General features: G+C 31.3%; 20 protein-coding genes. 10 read left to right on the forward strand and 10 right to left on the reverse strand.

Features of this window, described 5'->3' with window-relative positions:
* Positions 1-47: 47 nt before the first annotated feature.
* Positions 48-2,501 carry an alpha-ketoacid dehydrogenase subunit alpha/beta gene (locus DFQ07_RS12210; RefSeq protein WP_133537257.1) on the forward strand — a complete coding sequence of 818 codons (2,454 nt, stop codon included), beginning with the start codon at positions 48-50 and terminating at the stop codon, positions 2,499-2,501.
* A gap of 121 nt (positions 2,502-2,622) precedes the next feature.
* Here DFQ07_RS12210 and DFQ07_RS12215 read toward each other — a convergent pair whose 3' ends face one another.
* Positions 2,623-3,894 (reverse strand): DUF2851 family protein, encoded by a 1,272-nt coding sequence (locus DFQ07_RS12215; protein ID WP_133537259.1) that lies wholly within the window; start codon positions 3,892-3,894, stop codon positions 2,623-2,625.
* A gap of 124 nt (positions 3,895-4,018) precedes the next feature.
* Between DFQ07_RS12215 and DFQ07_RS12220 the strand changes: the two genes are divergently transcribed.
* From DFQ07_RS12220 to DFQ07_RS12230, 4 genes are all read left to right on the forward strand, one after another.
* A complete protein-coding gene (locus tag DFQ07_RS12220) occupies positions 4,019-4,651 on the forward strand; it encodes an NAD(P)H-dependent oxidoreductase (RefSeq protein WP_133537261.1) in 633 nt (210 codons plus the stop codon).
* Positions 4,652-4,714: 63 nt separating this feature from the next.
* Positions 4,715-6,157 (forward strand): sodium:solute symporter, encoded by a 1,443-nt coding sequence (locus DFQ07_RS12225; protein ID WP_133537263.1) that lies wholly within the window; start codon positions 4,715-4,717, stop codon positions 6,155-6,157.
* A complete protein-coding gene (locus DFQ07_RS15645; protein ID WP_166627783.1) occupies positions 6,150-6,323 on the forward strand; it encodes a hypothetical protein in 174 nt (57 codons plus the stop codon). The genes DFQ07_RS12225 and DFQ07_RS15645 overlap by 8 nt, the downstream gene beginning before the upstream one ends.
* Complete coding sequence (locus DFQ07_RS12230) at positions 6,286-6,801, forward strand: cupin domain-containing protein (protein ID WP_243743979.1); 516 nt, start codon at positions 6,286-6,288, stop codon at positions 6,799-6,801. Before DFQ07_RS15645 ends, DFQ07_RS12230 begins: the two co-directional genes overlap by 38 nt.
* Before the next feature lie 124 nt (positions 6,802-6,925).
* Here DFQ07_RS12230 and DFQ07_RS12235 read toward each other — a convergent pair whose 3' ends face one another.
* Positions 6,926-7,549, reverse strand: a complete 624-nt coding sequence (locus DFQ07_RS12235; RefSeq protein ID WP_133537265.1) for a LysE family translocator — start codon at positions 7,547-7,549, stop codon at positions 6,926-6,928.
* 106 nt (positions 7,550-7,655) lie between these two features.
* Here DFQ07_RS12235 and DFQ07_RS12240 point away from each other — a divergent pair, with 106 nt between their 5' ends.
* On the forward strand, positions 7,656-8,549 hold the full coding sequence (locus tag DFQ07_RS12240) for a LysR family transcriptional regulator (protein ID WP_133537267.1): 894 nt from the start codon (positions 7,656-7,658) through the stop codon (positions 8,547-8,549).
* Between the two features lie 29 nt (positions 8,550-8,578).
* On the opposite strand, the gene DFQ07_RS12245 is transcribed toward DFQ07_RS12240, so the two are convergent.
* From DFQ07_RS12245 to DFQ07_RS12265, 5 genes are read right to left on the reverse strand one after another with little or no spacing between them, the layout of a single operon-like run.
* The gene (locus DFQ07_RS12245; RefSeq protein ID WP_243743980.1) at positions 8,579-9,847 is read right to left on the reverse strand and encodes a YaiO family outer membrane beta-barrel protein; all 1,269 of its coding nucleotides are present in this window, start codon (positions 9,845-9,847) and stop codon (positions 8,579-8,581) included.
* Positions 9,847-12,267 (reverse strand): LTA synthase family protein, encoded by a 2,421-nt coding sequence (locus tag DFQ07_RS12250; RefSeq protein WP_133537269.1) that lies wholly within the window; start codon positions 12,265-12,267, stop codon positions 9,847-9,849. Before DFQ07_RS12250 ends, DFQ07_RS12245 begins: the two co-directional genes overlap by 1 nt.
* Positions 12,268-12,272: 5 nt before the next feature.
* Positions 12,273-13,706, reverse strand: coding sequence for a glycosyltransferase family 2 protein (locus tag DFQ07_RS12255; protein WP_133537271.1), 1,434 nt, complete (start codon positions 13,704-13,706; stop codon positions 12,273-12,275).
* A gap of 13 nt (positions 13,707-13,719) precedes the next feature.
* Positions 13,720-14,832 (reverse strand): hypothetical protein, encoded by a 1,113-nt coding sequence (locus DFQ07_RS12260; RefSeq protein ID WP_133537273.1) that lies wholly within the window; start codon positions 14,830-14,832, stop codon positions 13,720-13,722.
* Between the two features lie 22 nt (positions 14,833-14,854).
* Complete coding sequence (locus tag DFQ07_RS12265) at positions 14,855-15,223, reverse strand: response regulator (RefSeq protein WP_133537275.1); 369 nt, start codon at positions 15,221-15,223, stop codon at positions 14,855-14,857.
* 129 nt (positions 15,224-15,352) lie between these two features.
* On the opposite strand from DFQ07_RS12265, the gene DFQ07_RS12270 reads away from it, so the two are divergent.
* Genes DFQ07_RS12270 through DFQ07_RS12280 form a run of 3 tightly spaced genes read left to right on the forward strand, consistent with a single transcriptional unit; the run spans position 15,353 to position 18,148 of the window.
* Positions 15,353-15,733 (forward strand): Hpt domain-containing protein, encoded by a 381-nt coding sequence (locus DFQ07_RS12270; RefSeq protein ID WP_133537276.1) that lies wholly within the window; start codon positions 15,353-15,355, stop codon positions 15,731-15,733.
* 35 nt (positions 15,734-15,768) lie between these two features.
* Positions 15,769-17,715, forward strand: a complete 1,947-nt coding sequence (locus DFQ07_RS12275; protein WP_166627784.1) for a sensor histidine kinase — start codon at positions 15,769-15,771, stop codon at positions 17,713-17,715.
* Positions 17,716-17,725: 10 nt separating this feature from the next.
* The gene (locus DFQ07_RS12280) at positions 17,726-18,148 is read left to right on the forward strand and encodes a response regulator (RefSeq protein WP_133537280.1); all 423 of its coding nucleotides are present in this window, start codon (positions 17,726-17,728) and stop codon (positions 18,146-18,148) included.
* A 75-nt stretch (positions 18,149-18,223) separates the two neighbouring features.
* Here the strand turns inward: DFQ07_RS12280 and DFQ07_RS12285 are convergent, their stop codons facing one another.
* The 3 genes from DFQ07_RS12285 to DFQ07_RS12295 all read right to left on the reverse strand — a co-directional run bounded on the left by DFQ07_RS12285 (position 18,224) and on the right by DFQ07_RS12295 (position 19,521).
* Entirely contained in the window at positions 18,224-18,481 is a 258-nt protein-coding gene (locus DFQ07_RS12285; RefSeq protein WP_133537282.1) for a DUF6952 family protein, read from the reverse strand.
* Between the two features lie 2 nt (positions 18,482-18,483).
* The gene (locus tag DFQ07_RS12290) at positions 18,484-18,792 is read right to left on the reverse strand and encodes a thioredoxin family protein (protein WP_133537284.1); all 309 of its coding nucleotides are present in this window, start codon (positions 18,790-18,792) and stop codon (positions 18,484-18,486) included.
* Between the two features lie 87 nt (positions 18,793-18,879).
* A complete protein-coding gene (locus tag DFQ07_RS12295; RefSeq protein WP_133537286.1) occupies positions 18,880-19,521 on the reverse strand; it encodes a peroxiredoxin in 642 nt (213 codons plus the stop codon).
* A 276-nt stretch (positions 19,522-19,797) separates the two neighbouring features.
* Between DFQ07_RS12295 and katG the strand changes: the two genes are divergently transcribed.
* Entirely contained in the window at positions 19,798-21,999 is a 2,202-nt protein-coding gene (gene katG, locus DFQ07_RS12300; RefSeq protein WP_133537544.1) for a catalase/peroxidase HPI, read from the forward strand.
* Positions 22,000-22,014: the final 15 nt, after the last annotated feature.

The raw sequence follows: 22,014 nt of genomic DNA on the forward strand, positions 1-22,014 counted from the left end.
TTCAACTAAAAAAGCTATCTTTGTAACCGTACCTAAATTAGATGATTATGACGCAAAATACCGAAATAGCTAATACTCAACAGCTTTCTTTTCAAGATTTTAAAAACGAAGTTTTAAAAGACTATAGAACCGCTCGTATTAGTCGAGAATGTAGTTTATTAGGAAGAAGAGAAGTTTTAACTGGTAAAGCTAAATTTGGAATTTTTGGAGACGGTAAAGAAGTGCCGCAATTAGCTATGGCTAAAGCTTTTCAAAATGGTGATTTTCGTTCGGGGTATTACCGCGATCAAACCTTTATGATGGCTATTGGAAAATTAACTCCTCAACAATTTTTTGCAGGGTTATATGCTCACACCGATATTGATATTGAACCAATGTCGGCAGGTCGTCAAATGGGTGGACATTTCGCAACCCATTCTTTAGACGAAAATGGAAACTGGAAAAACTTAACAGCTCAAAAAAACTCATCTTCAGACATCTCCCCTACTGCTGGTCAAATGCCTCGTTTATTAGGCTTAGCACAAGCATCAAAAATCTACAGAAATGTTGAAGGATTAGAAAAGCACACCAACTTTTCTATCAACGGAAATGAAGTTGCTTGGGGTACGATTGGTAATGCTAGTACAAGTGAAGGATTGTTTTTTGAAACAATCAATGCTGCAGGTGTTTTACAAGTACCAATGATTATGAATGTATGGGACGACGAATATGGAATCTCTGTACACGCTCGTCATCAAACTACCAAAGAAAGTATTTCAGAAATTTTAAAAGGTTTTCAACGCGAAAATGAAAGCAATGGATATGAGATTTTTGTAGTGAATGGTTGGGATTATGTTCAGTTAGTAGACACCTATAACAAAGCTTCTCAAATAGCAAGAGAACAACATATACCCGTATTAATTCATGTAAAAGAATTAACACAGCCACAAGGACACTCTACTTCAGGTTCACACGAACGTTACAAATCGAAAGAGCGTTTAGAATGGGAGCAAGAGTTTGACTGTATTGCGCAGATGCGTAAGTGGATTTTAGAGTTTGAATTAGAAAATGAAGATGGTGAAACTTTAAAATTTATTGATTCAGAAGAAGATTTAATCAATATTGAAAAAGAAGCTAAAAAAGAAGTTAGTAAAGCAAAACGTGATGCTTGGAGTGCCTACACAGATGAAATAAAGAATGAAGTTTCAGAAGCTATTACTTTGTTAGACTCTATAGCACAAAAAAGTAACAACGGTTCCTTCATTACAAAATATAAAAATGATTTAGCGGCAATTGCTGAACCTATCAGAAAGGATATTTTAGTAGCTGCTCGTAAAAGTTTACGTTATTTAAAAGATGAAGATTTTACTGAAAAAGTAACGCTTCAAAACTTTATCAAATCTTCTATCAATAAAGCTGCTGTAAAATATTCGGCACACTTATTAAGTGAAACTGAATTAGCAACAGAAAATATTGCAGCTGAAGCTCCTACATACGCTTCAGAAAAAAACATCGTAGATGCACGTATTATTATGCGTGATAATTTTGAAGCTATTTTAGCAAAACACCCTGAAGTATTAATTTTTGGTGAAGATGCTGGATATATAGGTGATGTTAATCAAGGATTAGAAGGATTACAAGAAAAGTTTGGTGAATTACGTGTTTCTGATACAGGAATTCGTGAGGCTACTATTTTAGGCCAAGGTATTGGTATGGCAATGCGTGGTTTACGTCCAATTGCAGAAATTCAGTATTTAGATTATTTATTATACGCTTTACAAATTATGAGTGACGATTTAGCAACGCTACGTTACCGTACTTTTGGAAAGCAAAAAGCTCCATTAATCATTCGTACTCGCGGGCACCGTTTAGAAGGAATTTGGCACTCAGGGTCTCCAATGGGAGGAATTATAAACAATGTAAGAGGAATTCACGTATTAGTTCCTCGTAACATGACCAAAGCAGCTGGATTCTACAACACATTATTAGAAGGTGATGATCCTGGTTTAGTAGTAGAATGTTTAAACGGATATCGTTTAAAAGAAGAATTACCAACAAACTTAGGTGAATTTAAAACTTCAATTGGTGTTGTTGAAACTATTAAAGAAGGAAACGATATTACCATTGTTTCTTATGGTTCTACCTTACGAATTGTTGAAGAAGCTGCCAAAGATTTAGCACAAGTTGGTATTGATGTAGAAATTGTAGATGCACAAAGTTTATTGCCTTTTGATATCAATCACGACACTGTTAAATCGGTTGCTAAAACGAATCGTTTATTAGTAGTTGATGAAGATGTTCCTGGAGGAGCTTCGGCATATTTATTACAAGAAATTGTTGAAAACCAAAATGGGTACAAACATTTAGATAGCAAACCACAAACCTTAACCGCAAAGGCACACAGGCCAGCATATGGTACAGATGGAGATTACTTCTCTAAACCATCTGCTGAAGATATTTTTGAAAAAGTGTATGAAATTATGCATGAAGCAAATCCTGCTAAATTTAAGAGTTTATACTAACAACTTTTAAATCACTTCGATATTAAACAAAACAATAAAGATGAATCTCGTGAATTTAAATTCACGAGATTTTTTCATTCTACTCTAAATCTTATATCAGAATCTCTTCGCTAGAAATGTTTTATCTACGCAACAAACTATTTCCTATTGCACATTTTAAACAATGCTTTTTTACACAGTAATTATTTTTCAACTCTAATAAAGCTTGACTTTCAAAAGCATTTTTTGCTTCAATTTTTAACTCAGAAAACTTACTTATAATCGAGTTCTTTTCGGGTTTTAGTTGCTGCATCAATTTCAATAATCCTTCTTCATTAACCTCACCTCTAGCTTGCTCGTAAACAAATTTTAAAGGAATAATTGTATTAATAATCAGCAAATCTATAAATGATTTTGTAAGTCGCTTTGCCGATTTTTTAGAAACAGTTTCAAACGTATAATGTATTTTCCAGAAGTCATTTACCCCTACCGAAAACAACATATAAAAATCTTTTAAACTATAAACTTCTAATATTTGGGAAAACAAATTTTGGTGCCTGTGATACAACGCTACTAACTGTGCAATCCGGATTGTTGGAAAGTTACTCGGTCGCATTCTAAAAAACTGAAAACGTTGTTTCGCCAAAGACTTTAACTGATATTTATGTTGCAGATAGTTATATTCTTTTTGTAGTTGTACATAATAATTATCCTTTACATCACCTTCTAAAAAACCTGCTTGCCCCAACAATAATGCTGATAATTGCTCTTCATTAAATCGAACTTTCCGCAATATTGAAAAATCAAAAGAATTCGACAGCTCTAAAAACGCTTCTCTATTTACTTTTAATCCGAAATTTTTAGCTAGCAGTTGGAATAACACTGCTTCATAATCATTATTAGATTGAATTAATAGCTCTTTTATAAAACCAGCTTTGTTTTCTAATCGTTCAAAATATAAACGTTCTAACCAATTATCCAGTAAAAAAGAATCTACTTCTCTAATTTGTTTCTCACAGGGAATCCACCGTTGTTCTTTTAAGAATAATTTCTGATAGTTTTCCAATACTTCTTTTTGAATAAACTGTTGTAATTCTACGGTAGGCAAAGGAAGGTTGTTTTTCATAAATACTTCAGCATCGTAATCCCAAACTACATGCAAAGTAACCGCATCATAATTAATATCTCTTTCATGATGGTGCATATACCAATCCGATGATTTTACATGGATTTCAATATTCCCAATCCATAATTGACCATCAATCTTTACTTCTGCATTTAAGAAATCAGGACCAGAATTGGTATTATAAACTCCTGAGTTAATTACCTCAATTGTCTCACCTTTTACAGATAGTAAACTTTTAGTATTGAATAATTTATACTGCCATAAAAAATGTAAAAACTCTTCTCTCATAACATTTCTTTTTCATTTTCAAGGTACAAAAATATTCTCTATAACATCATCAATTTTTATTATCCAAAGTGCTTTTCGGTAATTTCATATTAGACTACTTTTGACAAGTAAAAAATTAAATTATATGAATAGTATTGAAAATTTACAATGGCGTTATGCTGTTAAAAAATTTGACGAACATAAAATTCTTTCCGAAGAGCAAATCAACATTTTAAAAGAAGCTTTCAACTTAACAGCTACTTCTTATGGATTACAACCTGTAAAAATGATAGTTGTAAAAAACAAAGACATACAACAACAATTGGTTGAACATTCTTGGAATCAACCTCAGGTTGCACAAGCTTCACATTTATTGGTTTTATGTATCCCTAACGAATTGACTTCTGAATATGTTGAAAGCTACTTTAAACTAGTTAAAGATGTAAGAAACACTCCAGACGAAATCTTAAATCCATTTAAAGAGTACTTAACAAACGACATTGAAAACAAATCGCAAGAAGTTTTATTTCAATGGATGAAAAACCAAGCATACATCGCCTTAGGTAATCTAATGACTGTAGCAGCAAATGAAAAAATAGACTCATGTCCTATGGAAGGCTTTATTCCTGAAAAATATAACCAAATCTTAGAATTAGATAAGTATAATTTACAATCTGTTTTAGTATTACCTGTTGGTTTTAGAGCAGAAGACGATTATATGAAAGACTTAAAAAAAGTTCGTAGAAAAACCGAAGAAGTAGTGATTGAACTTTCTTAGAAAACGTAAATTATGAATTGCGAATGATAATTTTAGTACTTTCGTAATTCATAATTTAACTGTATGCAACCACTACATATATTACTCCTCATTTTAGCTTATTTCGGTGTTTTAATTCTTATCTCATACATCACCGGTAAATCAGCAAACAACGCCACATTTTTTAAAGCTAACAATTCATCACCTTGGTATTTAGTTGCCTTCGGTATGATTGGTGCTTCCCTTTCAGGAGTAACCTTTATTTCAGTTCCTGGATGGGTGGAAGGTGATAAAATGAGTTATATGCAAATGGTATTAGGGTATGTATTAGGATATGCTGTTATTGGTTTAGTACTTCTTCCACTTTATTATCGATTAAACTTAACCTCTATCTACACCTATTTAGAAGGTCGATTTGGTAGATATTCTTACAAAACAGGCGCTTCTTTTTTCTTACTTTCAAGAACTGTTGGTGCTGCTTTCAGATTGTTTTTAGTAGCTAATGTTTTGCAATTAATCCTGTTTGATGCATATGGAATTCCTTTTTGGGTAACGGTAACCATTACTATTTTACTTATTTGGTTGTATACCTTTAAAGGCGGTATTAAAACAATTGTATGGACTGATACTTTACAAACTTTATTCATGCTAATTGCTGTTGGAGTGTGTATTGTAATGATTAAAGATGCAATGAAAATAGACAATCTGTTTTCGTACGTTGCTAATAATAACTTATCAAAAACCTTCTTTTTTGATGATGTAAAAGCAGGTAATTACTTTTGGAAACAATTCTTCTCAGGAGCTTTTATTGCTATTGTAATGACAGGGTTAGATCAAGATATGATGCAAAAAAACCTTACTTGTCGCAATTTAAAAGATGCTCAAAAAAACATGTTTTGGTTTACCATTGTACTAGTCATAGTAAACTTTTTCTTTTTAGCCTTAGGAATTTTATTAACGGATTATGCCACTGCTAATGGTTTAGATGCTCATAAAGACAACCTATTCCCAACCGTTGCCATGAGTGGAGATTTAGGAATTGCTACTGCGTTGTTTTTCTTACTAGGATTAATTGCCGCAGCCTACTCTAGTGCCGATAGTGCTTTAACATCGTTAACCACTTCATTTAGTATCGATATTTTAGAGATTAATAAAAAAGATAACGAGCAAGAAAAAGAAAAAACACGAAAGAAAATTCACGTGTTATTCTCTTTCATTTTGGTAGCTACCATCTTAATTTTTAAATACTTTATCGCCAATGAGAGCGTAATTGCTAAAATATTCCAGTTTGCTGGTTATACCTACGGCCCTTTATTAGGATTATATGCTTTCGGGTTATTTACCAAACTAAAGGTAAAAGACAAACTGGTTCCTGTCATTTGTTTAATTGCTCCAGTGTTAACCTATGTCATTAGCTTTTATAGCAAGGAAAAACTAGGGTTTGATTTTGGATTCTTTGTCTTGATTTTGAATGGATTCTTGACTTTCTTAGGATTATTAACTATTAAAACATCAAAAAATGCCTAAAAAAGGGAAAGCAAAAAACACCGTAAACAAAGCGAAGCATACACGCTTAATGAAGCAGAAAGAAAATAAACTTCGCTTAGAAAAACAGCGTACGAAAGAGCGTTTAAAAGCCATTATTAAAAAAGTGAATGAACAAAAAGAAAATGACAGCACAACAGATAATTAAAAAGTTTGACTTAACGGAACATCCTGAAGGCGGTTTTTATAAAGAAACCTATAGAAGTGAGGGGATTATAAAAAATGAGCAACTAAGCTCTAATTTTAAAGGAGACAGAAATTATAGTACATGCATTTACTTTTTACTAACCTCCGAAAAATTCTCTGCTTTTCATAAAATTAACCAAGATGAAATTTGGCATTTTTATAAAGGAAGTTCTCTGAAATTACATATGATTTCTTCTAAAGGAGATTATTCTTTTGTTCTTATAGGAAATAACATAGAAAATAATGAACAGCCACAATTTGTGGTTCCTGCTGGTTATTGGTTTGCTGCAGAGGTTATTAAAGAAAACTCCTATGCATTTACTGGTTGTACTGTAGCTCCAGGGTTTGATTTTAATGATTTTGTTTTACCAAAAAGAGAAGAACTCATACAGCTATTCCCTCAGCATAAAGAAATTATAAGTAAACTGACACATTCATAGCCTCCTAATAAAACCTAACACTTTTCAGTGTCGACCTATATATTCATTATAAAAACTAAAGAGTTATTTCTAATAAACTTTATAAAAACCCGATAGTAAAACTTTAATGCTATCGGGTTTGAGTTTACATAAACGCTATTTGAGTCCCCATCAATACAAATATTACTCCTGAAATTTTATTCAATTGTATTTCTATCTTCTGATTCTCTTTAATTTTTTTTGAAAACGCTCCTGCAAAAGACGTTAAAATTAAGTACCAAATAGTAGTCATAACCGCATAAGAAACTCCCATAAAAATAAACGGTATTGGATTTTCTATTTGATCTGAACTAATAAACTGCGGAAAAAACGCTAAAAAGAATAATGCAACTTTCGGATTTAATATGTTTGTTATAAACCCTGATTTAAAATCATTTTTTGCTGAACTTTTCTTTTGCTCTTCACCTACATTTCCAATCATTCCTTTACTCGACATTATTTTCACAACTCCTAAATAAACTAAATAAGTAGCTCCTAAATATTTTATCAACGCAAAGAATATTACTGATTTAGCCACGATAACCGATAGTCCTAAAGCACCAAGCAAAGTATGCACCAACGCCCCTGTGTTCAAACCAAAAGCAGTATAAACTCCAGATTTCCTTCCTTGACTAACCGATTTATTAATCAAAAAAACAGTTTCTATTCCTGGCGTTAAAATAAAAAGAATTGTCGCTACAAAAAATGCCATAAAATTTTCAACTCCCATCTTTATCAATTTTAATTAATTACAAAGTTTTTTATGCAAATCAACAGCAGCATCCTTTATTAAAAAATACTTATTTTTGATTCATTAATGCAAAAAACGCATTAGAATGACTTTTCAACAAATTCGATATTTTTTAGTTCTTGCAGAAGAGCTCCATTTTTGGAAGACAGCAGAAAAGGTATACACCTCACAATCTTCTTTAAGCAGGCAAATTCAAGCTTTAGAAGAAGAATTAGGTATTACCTTATTTGAGCGCGACAAAAGAAATGTAAAATTAACTGATGCTGGTATATTTCTAAAAAAAAAGTGGGGAGACTTATTAGATGAGTTTGATCGCACACACCAGCATGCTAAAAAAATTGAAGAAGGCTCTTCTGGTCTTGTTAGTATTGCTTACCCAGGTTCTATCTCTTACAATTATCTCCCTGAATTACTCAAAATATTTTCTGAGGAAAAACCCGATTTAAAAGTAGAGCTTATGGAACCTATTGATATTAGTATTGAAAACCTTCTTACAAATTATCAAATTGATCTTGCTTTTAGTAGAAATAAGGTTTTAAACTCTTCTGTTTTATTTGAAAAACTGTATGCTGAGCCTGTTTGTCTTGTTGTACCAGAAAATCACTGGTTAACAGCTGACAATTTTGTTGATTTAAAAGATGTAAAAAACGAAAAATTTATTATTTCAGGTTTACACCATACTACCTACTTTTCTTCATTACTTCGCAATATATTTAATACTTACGGTTTTGAACCTCAAACCCACATAGAATCCGATTTTGGAAGTATGATATTAAATCTAATTTCAAAAGGACTAGGAATTTCTATTCTACCCTACTCTTTTCAGTTTTCATTAAACTCAAAAGTTCGGTTTATTAAACTACCTGAAAACACAGAACTGTATATAAACTGGCGCAAGAATGACAACAGAAAAATCACACAAGATGTAATTAATTATTCTATAAATCTAGGTAAAAACTACCGTAAAAAGTTTGTATAAATACTTTACTAAAAACAGGTAAGAACTTCCTATCTAAATCTTATATCATAAGCAACTCCTACTGTATATAATAAAAAATATTTACCACGGTCAAAACTCTTTTCTTCTCGCAAGATATTAACAAAAGTCTTCCAAGCATGTTTTTTATTCGAAGAAGTAAACGCATATTCTCCGCTAACTTTTTGTGTTTTTAAGTCGAAAATCACTACTTGTTCAGTATTTACAGGAAATCTATCTATTTCTGGAGAAAATCCCACTCCTACTGCTATTCCAAAGTAATTATCAGCATCGCTATAATATTTTCGATACGTTAAAGTTCCAGATTTACTTGTACCATTATCATTAGGAGTGATATAGGTTCGAAACGACCAATAACTATTCCCTGTATACCATCCTATAGATCCTGTATAAATAGTAGTTGTTTCCGAAAACTTCAACCCTCTAAAACCTAAGGAAACCTCTAAGCTATATGGCAATGTTTTATACAATTCCGCACCATAGCGAATTTCAGGAAACAAGGCATCATTTGAAAAACCACCACTAATATATGCATATAAGCCTTCTACTATTCTCGGATACATATCTATTTCATACTGAAAATTATTAGTATCAAATCTTCGCGAATAATTTACCTTAGCTATAATACTACCATATTTTGTTTGCCTCGAATATCGAACTGTAGAGTAATAAGACGGATCTCTTTCGTCTTTGTTGTATAAAATCATTGAATAGTTCAACCCAACACTGTTAAAACGTAGTGTATTCATTAAGCTTTCCTTGTAAGAAATAGCTTTGTTATTATTACTATCTATTTCAATTATTTTATCTAAAGTTCGTAATGCATCTTCTGGTTTTTGAAATTTCTCTTCAGACTTTGCTTTTAAATAGAGTAAATCAGTATCATCTGGAAAATATAACAAGGCTTTTTTTACCAGCTCATATGCCTTATAAGGTAATTCTGCATATAACTCGTTATTAATTGTCGCTACCCAATCGTTTTTTCTTTTAGCATCTTTTTTTAATATATATTCAAACTCTGTTCGGGCTTGTTTATAGTTACCATCCCAAGAATATGTACTTGCTAAAAACGAACGTACATCCAAGTAATTTGGGTACTTTGTTAAAATAAATCGTAAAGTATCTTGTGCCTCTTTGCGTTGTTTATTAAAAGCCAACTCTCTTGCTTTTTCAAAAGCTACATCAGGATCTCCTTGAAATATTTTTTTCTGAGAAAAAACAGAACATACACACAATATTAACGCTATACATAAACCATAACTTTTCCCTTTTAACATCATTACTTTAGAACTTTTTTGAATTTTATATACTCCTCGTTTTCTGGATATATTTCTAAAAGACTATCTATAACCCTAAACGCTTGTTCTTTTTGTGCTAACTTTTGGTAACCCATCGCTAATTTAAAAGCTACACTTGGGTTCTTAATTTTATTTCTAAAAGCCTTTTTCGCTGTAATGACACTTTTACTTTCTTGACCAGACCATCGATACATATCTAACAACGCCAAATAAGAATCGTCATAAAATGGATGTCGCTCAATAGCTTCTAACAACAATGGTTCTGCTTCATTATATTTTCCATCCCATGATAAAGTTCTTCCTTTTAAAATTCTTGCATCTACGTGATTAGGCATACTATTTAAAATAAAATCACATAACAACCTCGCTGTTTCTCTATCTCCTTCAAATGCTTTAGCTCTTGCTATTAAAAACACCTCATCAAACGTTTTTCCTTCAGCTGTTTCTCTTATTAATTCTTGCTCCTCTACTGAAAATTTAATTCTCTTTTGCTTCTTATGCATCTCAGTGAATGGATAAATTTTATCTTGCTCCGTCACATAGTTATTCATTCTTTTAAAGCTATTGAATGAATCCTTAACAGTCTCCAACATTTTCTTGTCGTTAATTTTATGTGTTTCAAATGAACTATTTATCTTATATAAACTTCCATCAGAGTATAAATACTCATCATAAATAAAATCTTTTAACCCTCCTTTATAACGCATTAACCCTATTTGATGAATATTCCTAAATTTTTTAACTGTATCTAAACCAGACCCCATCCACGCAGTTTGTTTTAGTGGTTTTAGTAGATAATTATTATTTAAAAAAGAATAAATACTGGGAGCTACATCCCAATGAGATGATACCGATTTAAATCGTTGTGCTCTCTTCAACATAGGACTATAAATAAGTAATGGAACATGAAACCTACACAACTTATCCTTTTGTTCAATCGGAATTAATCGGTGGTCTCCAGTTATGATAAAAATTGTGTTTTCTATATCATGTTCTTCCTCATAATCTTTCATAAAAGTCTTTAGAGAATTATCACTATAAAGTAATGTTGCGTAAATGTCTTTTTTACTTTCGATCTCTTCTTTTGAAACCCCAAAATTTTGTGATGTATTTAAAATACTATCAACTTTTCTTTCATATATAGCTTTATTAGGAAACATAAAAGGTTCATGATTACTAAGTGTTGCAATAACATCAAATCTTGGTTGTTTCTTTTCTTTTAAAGTACTCAATACTTTTTTAAACATTTCCGCATCTGGGTATCCCCAAGAAAAACCATCTACACTTCCTGTTTTTACGTACGACGGTCCAAACTTGTTTTCATCTACAATAAAATCAACATCATTGTATTCTAAAAATTTATCAATTTTATCAAAACTTGATGGAGCCCCTGTATAATATGATGTTGTATAGCCATTCTCTTTTAATAGATTGAATAATGATAAGTGTGTTGGGATTTTAGATATTTCTAAAAAACCTGTCTCTCCATAAGGAAGAGATGCTATTAATGAAGGTAAAACTCCAAAAGTTCGTCCTGTATTGCTTACAAAGTTTTCCCAATACAATGATCTAGTTATTAAACTATCTAAATACGGTGTGAATCCGCTATACGAGTTACCATCTACAAACTCACTTCCCACCCCTTCTAAAATGATAACCATAATATTAGGTTTTTGTGATTTTGTATTAAAAAATGATCCTAACACATCTTTTGTATCTTTTGTAAACTTCAAAAGAGGATACTCATTCTCTTCTGTAATATGATAATTACTAGCTTGTAGTTTTCTTAACTTAAATTGTAAAATATCAGTTGCTAAAAACCCTAGTTTATTTTGGTACTTAACTTCATTAAATTCTGTTCCAAAGAACTTTAACGGGACTATTAATATTGATAGTATTAGTAAAATTTTTATTGGCAAAATATCTGACATTTTCCTTTTAAAAAAGTATAAAATTGTCAAAAAAGACAAAGGAACTAAAAGAAAAAGAAGGTAATTTACAATTGAAAATGATGCCGAAGAAGCAACAGTTTTATAGATATCATCATACGAATACCCTAAAAGGTCTGCCCCTAAATTCAACAAGGTTATCGTACTATACTTTACAAGTGATAACTCTATAAGAACAAGAAATACTCCAAAAGCCACAAATACCAAGCTTCCATACTTACTATGCAGTAAATTAAACAAATAATAAACAGGAAAAAACAAAACACCAATTAGTAACACTATCCAAAAATCATTCAATAATTTGTATACTACGAGTTGAAGTATTTCATCTATCGAACTTGCTTTAAGTCTTAAAAAAACTTCCGTCAAGCTTAATAACCAAAACGTCACTAATAGTGCTATTATAATTTTAGAATAAGTAAAAAAGGATTTTTTTAACAAGTTTGCTTTCATTTTCTTTATTTATTGGTCAATCCTTTCCTCTTCATTTCTCCCCATTTTAGGTTTTTATTAAAATAGTAATCTATATTTCCTTTAACTGCTGCATACAATACAACAGGATGCAAAAGCAAAGGTTCTATAAAAGCTGATAACACCAACTGAAAACCTTCTCCCTTTTTTTTATATTGATGAAAAGTAAACTCTTCAGAAAAAACAGCCAAAAGTGTATAAATGACAGAAGAAAAGTATGCCGCTAGAAAAAAACCTAGTGCATAATCCCATTGAATATTTCTTACAAAAAGTAACAATGTGAAATATATAATTCCTAACACTTCTACTATAGGGGCCATCCTTTCAAAAAGAAACCAATAAGGAAAACTTAACATTCCTAAAACTCTGTACTTAGGATTAAATCCAATAACTCTATGTTCTTTTAATGTTTCTATCGTTCCTCGAGTCCATCTATTGCGTTGAGATATAAAAGTCTTATAATTTTCTGGAGCCTCTGTCCAACACAAAGGGTCAGGTATGTATGCTACTTTGTATTCTATTTTTTGTTCTTCCATATATCTACGCATTCGAACAACAATCTCCATATCTTCACCTACTGTCTTTGTATTGTACCCACCTACTTTAATGGCTATATTTTTATCAAACATTCCAAATGCTCCTGAAATCACCAACAATCCATTTAGTTTGCTCCATGCCATTCTTCCCAATAAAAAAGAACGTAAATACTCTAATATTTGTAACCTGACTAATGTTATTTTTGGATAATTTACATCCATTAATTTTCCATCTTCTATAATACAGGAATTCGCTATTCTTATAACTCCTCCTGAAGCAATTACCCTTCTATCTGTATACTCTAAAAATGGCTTTATCATTTTCTGTAATGAATCTTCCATGAGCAAACAATCAACATCAATACATGCTACATAGTCGTTTTTGCTAATATTTAACCCTACATTTAATGCATCTGCTTTCCCTCCATTTTCTTTATCTACAACTATGAGCTTTTCAAAGGCAGGATTTTTCGACTTAAAAACTCCTGCTCTTATTGGTTTTGTTTTAATACGTTCGTTGATTAAATACTCTACTTTTTCCAAATTGTAAGCTTTTATCAACCTATCTAAACTATCATCAGTACTCCCATCATTTACTATAATTACATCATAATTCGCATAATGGGCAGAAAGCAAGGATCTAACATTTTCTACAATATTTAAACTCTCATTATACGCTGGAGCAATAATTGAGATACCTGGTGCTAATTCTGACGATAGTATATCTTTATAATTGACAAAGCTGTTTTTTCGCAAATATGAAATTGTTTCTTTTCTTGAAAAAATAGCTAATATTCCATATGAAAGAAGCACTAAAAAGGAATATGCTAAAAATAAAAAGTGAATAATTAGCAATACATAATACATAACACTTGAAGCATCCATACCTTTCTTTTTCTTATGGGTTATTTTCTAAATAATTAATAACCTTGAGGTTTGCTAATACATTTGTTTCATTTTTAAGTCCAATAAACTTTGAGATGTCTATTTGCTTTAAAATTTTTAAGGCTAAAACTTTAATTTCAAAAACCTTACTATTAATATGTTTTAAAACAAAAGCTCCTTCTTCTCTAACTTCTACTCCAATATTTTCAAGCAATTCAAATACTGCAATTTTTTCTTTTATTGTTAAATTTTCATAGGTATTTATAAGTACCTGCTTTGCTTCAATTATATATAGGTAATTTAAAAGACGAATAGTTTTTAATCGTATTTCCTTATTTTCATGCTTTATTAATAGTAATAATTCTTTTTGAGTTTCTCTTAAATTATACGCTTTTACCAACTCTAAAGTAAATAATACCACATAATCATTTTCAGAGCTCAACCATTTTCTAACATCTGGTACCTCTTGTGTTTCCATTCCTTGTAAAGCATCTAGAATACCTATTTGATCCCAAATTGAGATTGACGATTTTAATTCATCTAAAAAATCAAGTCCTTTAAATCCAAATAAATTAATAAAATATAAATATGCTTGTCGGCGGACTTCCATTTTAGAATGATTGATACACTTCGCTACTTCATCTTGTGCTTCAAGTACCTTAAACCGTCTCAAATCTCTAATTCCTATAGCAATGATATGCCACTTTTTACTATGCAACTTTGACTGTGCTTGTGTAGCTAACCCTAAATCTTTATACAGTTGATTAATAACAGTAATCATGTTTCCAGAAACTTCTCCTTTCAATTTTAAAAGTGTATTGATAAATATCTTTCTGTCTAAGCTTCTTACTAAACTAAGTTTTAGTTTATCTATAATCTCTTTTTGGGCACTATTCAATTCATGGCTATTTTCATTTGAGTATAGGTAATCTACAATGTTTTCTTCATATTTTTTACTCTGTGTTTCAACAAAAAGTTCTTCTTTTCTTAAACGAAATCTTACTACTTTTAAAAAAAACACAAGACTTATCAAAACAAAGAAAAAAACAATAGCAAGTACCCATACTATTATAACAATAGACGGAAAGTCTTCAAAAAAAGAGTTAATAAGTAGAGGGGGGACCATAAAGTTGAGGGATAAATTTATTTTACACAAGTGCTCGTTTCACCCTTATTATCAATTCATTAGGAATTAACGGCTTTACCATAAAGTCAGTTGCTCCTAAATTAAATGCTTGGGTTACCATTTCTTCTTGACCTGAAGCTGAAAAAACAATAATAGGGACATCCATTTTTAATACATTTCTTACATGGCTTATAACCTCTAAACCTGAAAGATAGTCCATCATTATATCTGTCAAAATTAAATCGGGTTGATGAGTTTCTATAAGCTCAAGTGCTTTTTTACCATCTTCAGCTACAAACAATTCATAACCTTCTTTTTCTAATTTCAATTTAATTAGTAGTAAAAACACCGAGTTATCCTCGGCTATAACAATTTTTTGGGTCTTATCCATCAAACTATCATTTGTTTATTTTTTTTATTAATTTTATACACATATCATACACATTACTCAAATATAATAAAAATATATCAGTATATTGGTTAATTCATTATATTAAACAATACTTAAAAATTGCATATTATGTTACATAACAATTGTTTTTTTAGTGAAATTGTTGATTTAGATTTTTTAAACGAAAATCTTTCTGGTAACGTAGAACAGTATTCTGAGATGATTTCTATTTTCTTAACACAAAGCCAAGAAAAAATTGCTATTCTTAAAAAAGCCATCAATGAAGAAAATTTCACATTAATTAAAGAAGCCTCACATTTCTTGAGATCTTCATTTACCATTATGGGTTTAAGATCTAAAAACTTACTTGTTGAAATTGAAAATCTGAGCTCACAATTAAAAGATATCGAAAAAATTAAAACACTCTCTAATTCTATGTTAATCAATTACAATGAAAGTATTATTGAGTATGAAAGAATACTTTCATGCTTTGTAAAAAACAACAACTAACCACTTTTATAGAAGTCCCTCAACAAACTAACTACATGAAAACAAAAAAATTTAAGCATTTAAGCTCAATTTTAACTTTTTCTATAATAATTTCTAGCTCTTTAACTATGTTTGAGTGGATTTTTCATAAGCGAATACTATTCACAGTTAATGAAGATGGAGCCACTACAAAATTTAATACCGCTGTTTTGTTTCTATTATCTATTATAAGCTTGATGATTAGTAGAGGAAGACAAAAAAAATACAAAATAGCTTTTTCATTTTTTACGTATACAATACTAACTATAAGCTTATTAACACTTATAGAATATATCTTTAATATTGATTTATTCATTGATAATTTGCTTGTAAAAGATACCATTACAAAAATATACCCAGGAAGAATGTCAGAAGCTACTGCTGCCTGTTTTATTTTTTTCTCTATAGGGCTCACTGGTTTAAAATCTACCAACAGAGCTTATATAGCCACTACCCAGCACGTCGCTCTTATAACTACAGCTGTTTCGTCTATTATTATTATTTCTTTTGCGCTAAGAGTTCCTATAGAAGCTAAAATTGATTTTTTTAAAACAATGTCTATTCAGTCATCTTTAGGGTTTATTATTATTTCTTTTTTACTAGTATTAAAATCTTACAATATAGGTTTTAAGGAAACTATTCTAGGAAATAATTACGGTAGCAAATCACTTCAAAAATTATTACCTTTCATCATATTAATTCCCTTTTTCCTAAGCTTTTTAATGCTTACTCTTATAAATGAAAAAGTTATCGGAGCGCAATCGGGAATTATTGTTTACACTCTAATTTTAATTCTCTCTGGTTTCTTATACACCTATATAGTTTCTATCGGATTAAATAAATCTGATTATCTCAGACAAAAATTAGAAAAAAACTTAATTAACAAAAACCGAGAATTGCTTCAATTTAAAGAAGCTTTAGATAAAATTGCTATTGTAGCCATTACAGATGAAGACACGAAAATAAAATATGTGAATGATAATTTTTGTGAAATTTCAAAATACACAAAGGAGGAAATAATAGGAAATACAAATGAAATTGTTCGTTCAGATTATCATCCCGATTCTTTTTTCTCAGAGGCTTGGGAAACTGTATCTTCAGGAAATCCTTGGTTTGGTGAAGTTAAAAACAGAGCTAAAGATGGTACTTTATATTGGACAGAAACCGCTATCGTTCCTCTTAAAAATAGAGTAAACTACATTAATGAATATATGGCTATTCAATTAGACATATCTAAACGTAAAGAAGCCGAAGAATTACTTGCTTCTAAATATGTAAAAACCTTAGAGCAAAAAAATAAAGAGTTAGAACAATTCAGTTATATCACTTCTCATGATTTGCAAGAACCACTAAGAACTATTTCTACTTTTTCAGAATTACTCTATAAACAATACCACGATAAATTAGATGATAATGCGAAACAACTCTTTACGTTTATAAAAAAAGCGACTCATAGAATGAGTGACTTAATCACAAATTTATTAGACTACTCTAGGTTAGGCCGTGAAAGAGAGATAACTAAAGTTAATTGTAATACCTTAATTAAGGATATTATAGAAGATCTTAACAGTACTATCACTCAAACAAACACCACTATAATATATGACAACAATTTACCCACAATAGATGCTTATCCTACAGAACTTAGGTTATTGTTTCAAAACCTTATTAGTAATGCTATAAAGTTTGCTAAAAAAGATGTTCCTCCTATTGTTTCAATTAAAGCTAAAAAGAAAAAACACGCATGGAAATTCTCTGTAAAGGATAACGGAATAGGAATTCCTGAGAAATTTCAAGATAAAATTTTTGCTATCTTTCAACGCTTACATTTAGAAGATGAGTACGAAGGTACAGGAATTGGTCTTGCTCACTGCCAGAAAATAGTAGGTATGCATGGAGGTGAAATTGGAGTAAAGTCAAAAATAAATGAAGGAAGTACCTTTTTCTTCACAATACCAAATTAAACTAATAATTATGAAAAAATTACATACTATTTTATTAATTGATGATGACCCTGCTACGAACTTTCTTCATAAATTACTTATCGAAAAAGAAAACTGCACAGAAAATATTGTTTGTATGCAAAGTGCAGAAGATGCCTTAGCTTACTTAAGATTGAAAATTGAAGGGGAATACCCACATCCTGAAATTATTTTTTTAGATATTAACATGCCTAGAATGAATGGTTGGGACTTTCTTGAAGAATATGAAAAATTTGATAAAGAACAGCAAGCAAAAAAAATTATCATTATGCTTACTACCTCTTTAGATCCTCACGATAGAGAGAAAGCTGAATCTATTAATCAAATTAATGAGTTCCAATCTAAACCATTAACTTCTGAAAAGCTGCGAAGTATTTTAAAATCAAATTTTCCTAATATGTTTAATCACGTTTAACACTCCACTTTATAGATATAAAAAATCCCAGCTAACAACATGTCAACTGGGATATTTTCATTTTATTCCTTTAAACTATTGGTCAATCGAACCTAAAACGCGTTTCATAAAATTATTCAACGCTTCCTTTTTAGGCGTTCCGTCTTTAATCATCTTATCGACTTCAATTGCTCCATACATGTTAGAAATTAACTCACCTATTACATCTAGCTCCTCATCTTTTAATGATGGAACTTCAGTTAAAGCTTCAAGAGTTTCAATAGTTTCTAGTACGTAATCTTGATCGTTTTCTTCAATAAAAGAAGTTAAGTGTTTAATTATAGGTAATTTCATAACTAAGCAACTTCGTTTACTAAATCTTTCAATACTTCAAACTTATTAGTTTGTGTTTGATTTACAAACTCTCCATTTACAAATGTTGCAAAGGTTGGTAAATTACTTACATCCGCTAGTTTTCTACTTTCAGGAAACTTTTCTGCATCAACTACTACAAAAACCATCTCTTCATTTTCAGAAGACAACTTCTTAAATTTAGGTTTCATAATACGACAGTTACCACACCAAGTGGCTGAAAATTGTACCACTACTTTTGGGTTTCCTGTAACAACTTCCGATAAATTATCTTGACTTAATTCTTGTACCATAGTCTTGTACTTTTAAATTTCGAAAGGAGTTCGTGCTCGACCCCTTCACTTATCTCACACGAACTTTATTCCTTTCCTAACTGTATTTTAAAGTGCTGCTAAGTACTCTGCAGTAGCTTTAGCGTTTGCTTGCATTGCTTCTTTACCTTCTTCCCAGTTTGCTGGACAAACCTCACCTTTTTCTTGTACATGAGTGTAAGCATCAATCAAACGTAAATATTCATTTACATTACGACCAACTGGCATATGGTTAATTCCTTCGTGGAATACAGTTCCTTCTTCATCAATTAAATAAGTAGCTCTATAAGTTACATTATCTCCTTCAACTTGAACAGTACCTGTAGCCTCATCATAGGTTTCATTAGTAATATCTAAGATACCTAAAATAGATGATAAGTTACGATTACTATCAGCTAACAATGGATATGTTACACCTTCAATACCTCCATTTTCTTTAGCTTGATTTAACCAAGCAAAATGTACCTCAGGAGTATCACATGATGCACCAATTACAATTGTATTTCTTTTTTCAAATTCTGATAATGCAGCTTGAAAAGCATGTAACTCAGTTGGGCATACAAAGGTAAAATCTTTTGGGTACCAAAACAACAATATTTTCTTCTTATTATTAACTGCTTCTTCCAATACATTTAATTTGAACGTATCACCCATTTCGTTCATTGCATCTACGTTTAGATTTGGGAATTTTTTTCCAACTACTGTAGCCATTTTATAGTTTTTTATTGATTAATAATTCTTAACGAGTGCAAATGTATTTCGTTTCCTAACATTTTAAAGAATGAATGTTAAAATATTTTTTTATTTCATTATAAAAATAATTGATAACAAACATAATCAATAATCAAAAAACAAAATACACATCTACATACCAAAACATTACAAAACAAAATAGCTTTATACTATAGTAAAATAAAAAATATAAATAAAAATTATTTAATGATTTATCGTAAATTTGAAGGTACTGTAACCTTAAAAAACAAAAAAATGAACGATACTAATCCACACTTTTCTGGTAGTAAAACAGGTAAATGTCCTTTTTCTCAGGGCGCAAATACTGAAATACACAATAATATTATGGAATGGTGGCCTAAGTCTTTGAATTTAGATATTTTACACCAACACGACACCAAAACAAATCCTTTGGGTAAAGATTTCAATTACGCTGAAGAATTTAAAAAACTAGATTTAGAAGCTGTAAAAAATGATTTAAAAAATTTAATGACTAGCAGTCAAGACTGGTGGCCAGCTGATTGGGGTCATTATGGAGGATTAATGATACGAATGGCGTGGCATGCTGCAGGTACTTATAGAATAGCTGATGGTAGAGGTGGTGGTAATACAGGTAATCTTCGTTTTGCTCCACTAAACAGTTGGCCAGATAATGGAAACCTTGATAAAGCCAGACGTTTATTGTGGCCTATTAAAAAGAAATATGGAAATAAACTATCATGGGCTGACCTTATTATTTTAGCAGGAAACATGGCCTATGAATCAATGGGATTTAAAACTTTTGGTTTTGCAGGAGGACGTGAAGATATCTGGCACCCAGAAAAAGACATTTATTGGGGATCGGAAAAAGAATGGTTAGCTGCCACACACAACAGATATGAAAGCGACACTAATAGAGAGTCTCTTGAAAATCCATTAGCTGCTGTTCAAATGGGATTAATTTATGTTAATCCAGAAGGAGTTGATGGTAAACCAGATCCTTTGAAAACTGCACAAGATGTTCGTTTAACCTTTAAACGCATGGCTATGAACGATGAAGAAACTGTTGCTTTGACTGCAGGGGGACATACCGTGGGAAAAGCACACGGAAATGCCGATGCTGGTGCTTTAGGTCAAAGTCCTGAAGGAGCTGAAATTCACGAACAAGGTTTAGGCTGGTACAACCCTAAAGGAAATGGGAACGCTGAAAACGCAGTTACCAGTGGTTTAGAAGGCGCATGGACAACTACACCCGACAGATGGAATCATACCTATTTTCATTTATTATTAAATCATGATTGGGAACTAACAAAGAGTCCTGCTGGTGCATGGCAATGGGAGCCTGTTAACATGAAAGAAGAAGATAAACCAACAGACGCTCACAATCCAAACATCAAAAGAAACCCTATCATGACCGATGCTGATATGGCGATGAAAATGGATCCTGAATACAGAAAAATATCAGAAAAATTTTATAACGACCCAGAGTACTTTGCTGATACATTTGCTCGTGCCTGGTTCAAATTAACACATCGCGATTTAGGTCCGAATACTCGTTATTTAGGAACCGATGTACCAACAGAAACACTCATTTGGCAAGACCCAGTTCCTACCGTAGATTATACCTTAAGCGAAACTGAAATCGAAGAATTAAAAAACATATTATTAAACAGTGGGTTAACCCGTACCGAACTAATTAATACAGCTTGGGACAGTGCTAGAACATTCAGAGGTTCTGATTTTAGAGGTGGTGCTAATGGAGCAAGAATTCGTTTAGCTCCTCAAAAAGACTGGGAAGGAAACGAACCTACAAGATTGAAGAAAGTACTAGATAAGCTAACTGAAATTCAATCAGAGTTGAATAAAAAAGTGAGTATTGCTGATTTAATTGTTTTAGGCGGTAGTGCTGCTATTGAAAAAGCTGCTCAAGATGGAGGTATAAACATTAAAGTTCCTTTCTCTCCAGGAAGAGGAGATGCAACTCCAGAAATGACAGACATTGAATCTTTTAAAGTGCTAGAACCTTTACATGACGGATACAGAAACTGGCAGAAAAAAGAGTATACTGTAAAACCTGAAGAATTGTTGTTAGACAGAACACAACTTATGGGGCTAACCGCTCCTGAAATGACTGTTTTAGTTGGTGGAATGCGTGTATTAGGTACCAACCATGGAGGTACAAAACATGGAGTATTCACCGACAACGAAGGTGTTTTAAGCAATGATTTCTTTGTGAATTTAACAGATATGAAATATTCATGGAAACCTGCCGGAGAAAATCTCTACAACATTGTTGAACGAAAAACAGGAAATATAAAATGGACAGCTACCAGAGCCGATTTGATATTTGGTTCTAATTCTATACTTAGATCATACGCAGAAGTATATGCGCAAGATGACAACAAAGAAAAATTTGTAAAAGACTTTGTAGCCGCTTGGACTAAAGTAATGAATGCAGACAGATACGATTTAAATTAAAATAAGTATAACCAA

This window comes from Tenacibaculum caenipelagi, assembly GCF_004363005.1.
In the GTDB taxonomy this organism is placed as follows: Bacteria; Bacteroidota; Bacteroidia; order Flavobacteriales; family Flavobacteriaceae; genus Polaribacter; species Polaribacter caenipelagi.

Bases quoted from the DNA above. Each gene is read 5' to 3' on its own strand.
- DFQ07_RS12210 (WP_133537257.1), top strand. From the start codon at position 48: ATGACGCAAAATACCGAAATAGCTAATACTCAACAGCTTTCTTTTCAA.
- DFQ07_RS12215 (WP_133537259.1), bottom strand. From the start codon at position 3,894: ATGAGAGAAGAGTTTTTACATTTTTTATGGCAGTATAAATTATTCAAT.
- DFQ07_RS12220 (WP_133537261.1), top strand. From the start codon at position 4,019: ATGAATAGTATTGAAAATTTACAATGGCGTTATGCTGTTAAAAAATTT.
- DFQ07_RS12225 (WP_133537263.1), top strand. From the start codon at position 4,715: ATGCAACCACTACATATATTACTCCTCATTTTAGCTTATTTCGGTGTT.
- DFQ07_RS15645 (WP_166627783.1), top strand. From the start codon at position 6,150: ATGCCTAAAAAAGGGAAAGCAAAAAACACCGTAAACAAAGCGAAGCAT.
- DFQ07_RS12230 (WP_243743979.1), top strand. From the start codon at position 6,286: ATGAACAAAAAGAAAATGACAGCACAACAGATAATTAAAAAGTTTGAC.
- DFQ07_RS12235 (WP_133537265.1), bottom strand. From the start codon at position 7,549: ATGGGAGTTGAAAATTTTATGGCATTTTTTGTAGCGACAATTCTTTTT.
- DFQ07_RS12240 (WP_133537267.1), top strand. From the start codon at position 7,656: ATGACTTTTCAACAAATTCGATATTTTTTAGTTCTTGCAGAAGAGCTC.
- DFQ07_RS12245 (WP_243743980.1), bottom strand. From the start codon at position 9,847: ATGATGTTAAAAGGGAAAAGTTATGGTTTATGTATAGCGTTAATATTG.
- DFQ07_RS12250 (WP_133537269.1), bottom strand. From the start codon at position 12,267: ATGAAAGCAAACTTGTTAAAAAAATCCTTTTTTACTTATTCTAAAATT.
- DFQ07_RS12255 (WP_133537271.1), bottom strand. From the start codon at position 13,706: ATGGATGCTTCAAGTGTTATGTATTATGTATTGCTAATTATTCACTTT.
- DFQ07_RS12260 (WP_133537273.1), bottom strand. From the start codon at position 14,832: ATGGTCCCCCCTCTACTTATTAACTCTTTTTTTGAAGACTTTCCGTCT.
- DFQ07_RS12265 (WP_133537275.1), bottom strand. From the start codon at position 15,223: ATGGATAAGACCCAAAAAATTGTTATAGCCGAGGATAACTCGGTGTTT.
- DFQ07_RS12270 (WP_133537276.1), top strand. From the start codon at position 15,353: ATGTTACATAACAATTGTTTTTTTAGTGAAATTGTTGATTTAGATTTT.
- DFQ07_RS12275 (WP_166627784.1), top strand. From the start codon at position 15,769: ATGAAAACAAAAAAATTTAAGCATTTAAGCTCAATTTTAACTTTTTCT.
- DFQ07_RS12280 (WP_133537280.1), top strand. From the start codon at position 17,726: ATGAAAAAATTACATACTATTTTATTAATTGATGATGACCCTGCTACG.
- DFQ07_RS12285 (WP_133537282.1), bottom strand. From the start codon at position 18,481: ATGAAATTACCTATAATTAAACACTTAACTTCTTTTATTGAAGAAAAC.
- DFQ07_RS12290 (WP_133537284.1), bottom strand. From the start codon at position 18,792: ATGGTACAAGAATTAAGTCAAGATAATTTATCGGAAGTTGTTACAGGA.
- DFQ07_RS12295 (WP_133537286.1), bottom strand. From the start codon at position 19,521: ATGGCTACAGTAGTTGGAAAAAAATTCCCAAATCTAAACGTAGATGCA.
- katG (WP_133537544.1), top strand. From the start codon at position 19,798: ATGAACGATACTAATCCACACTTTTCTGGTAGTAAAACAGGTAAATGT.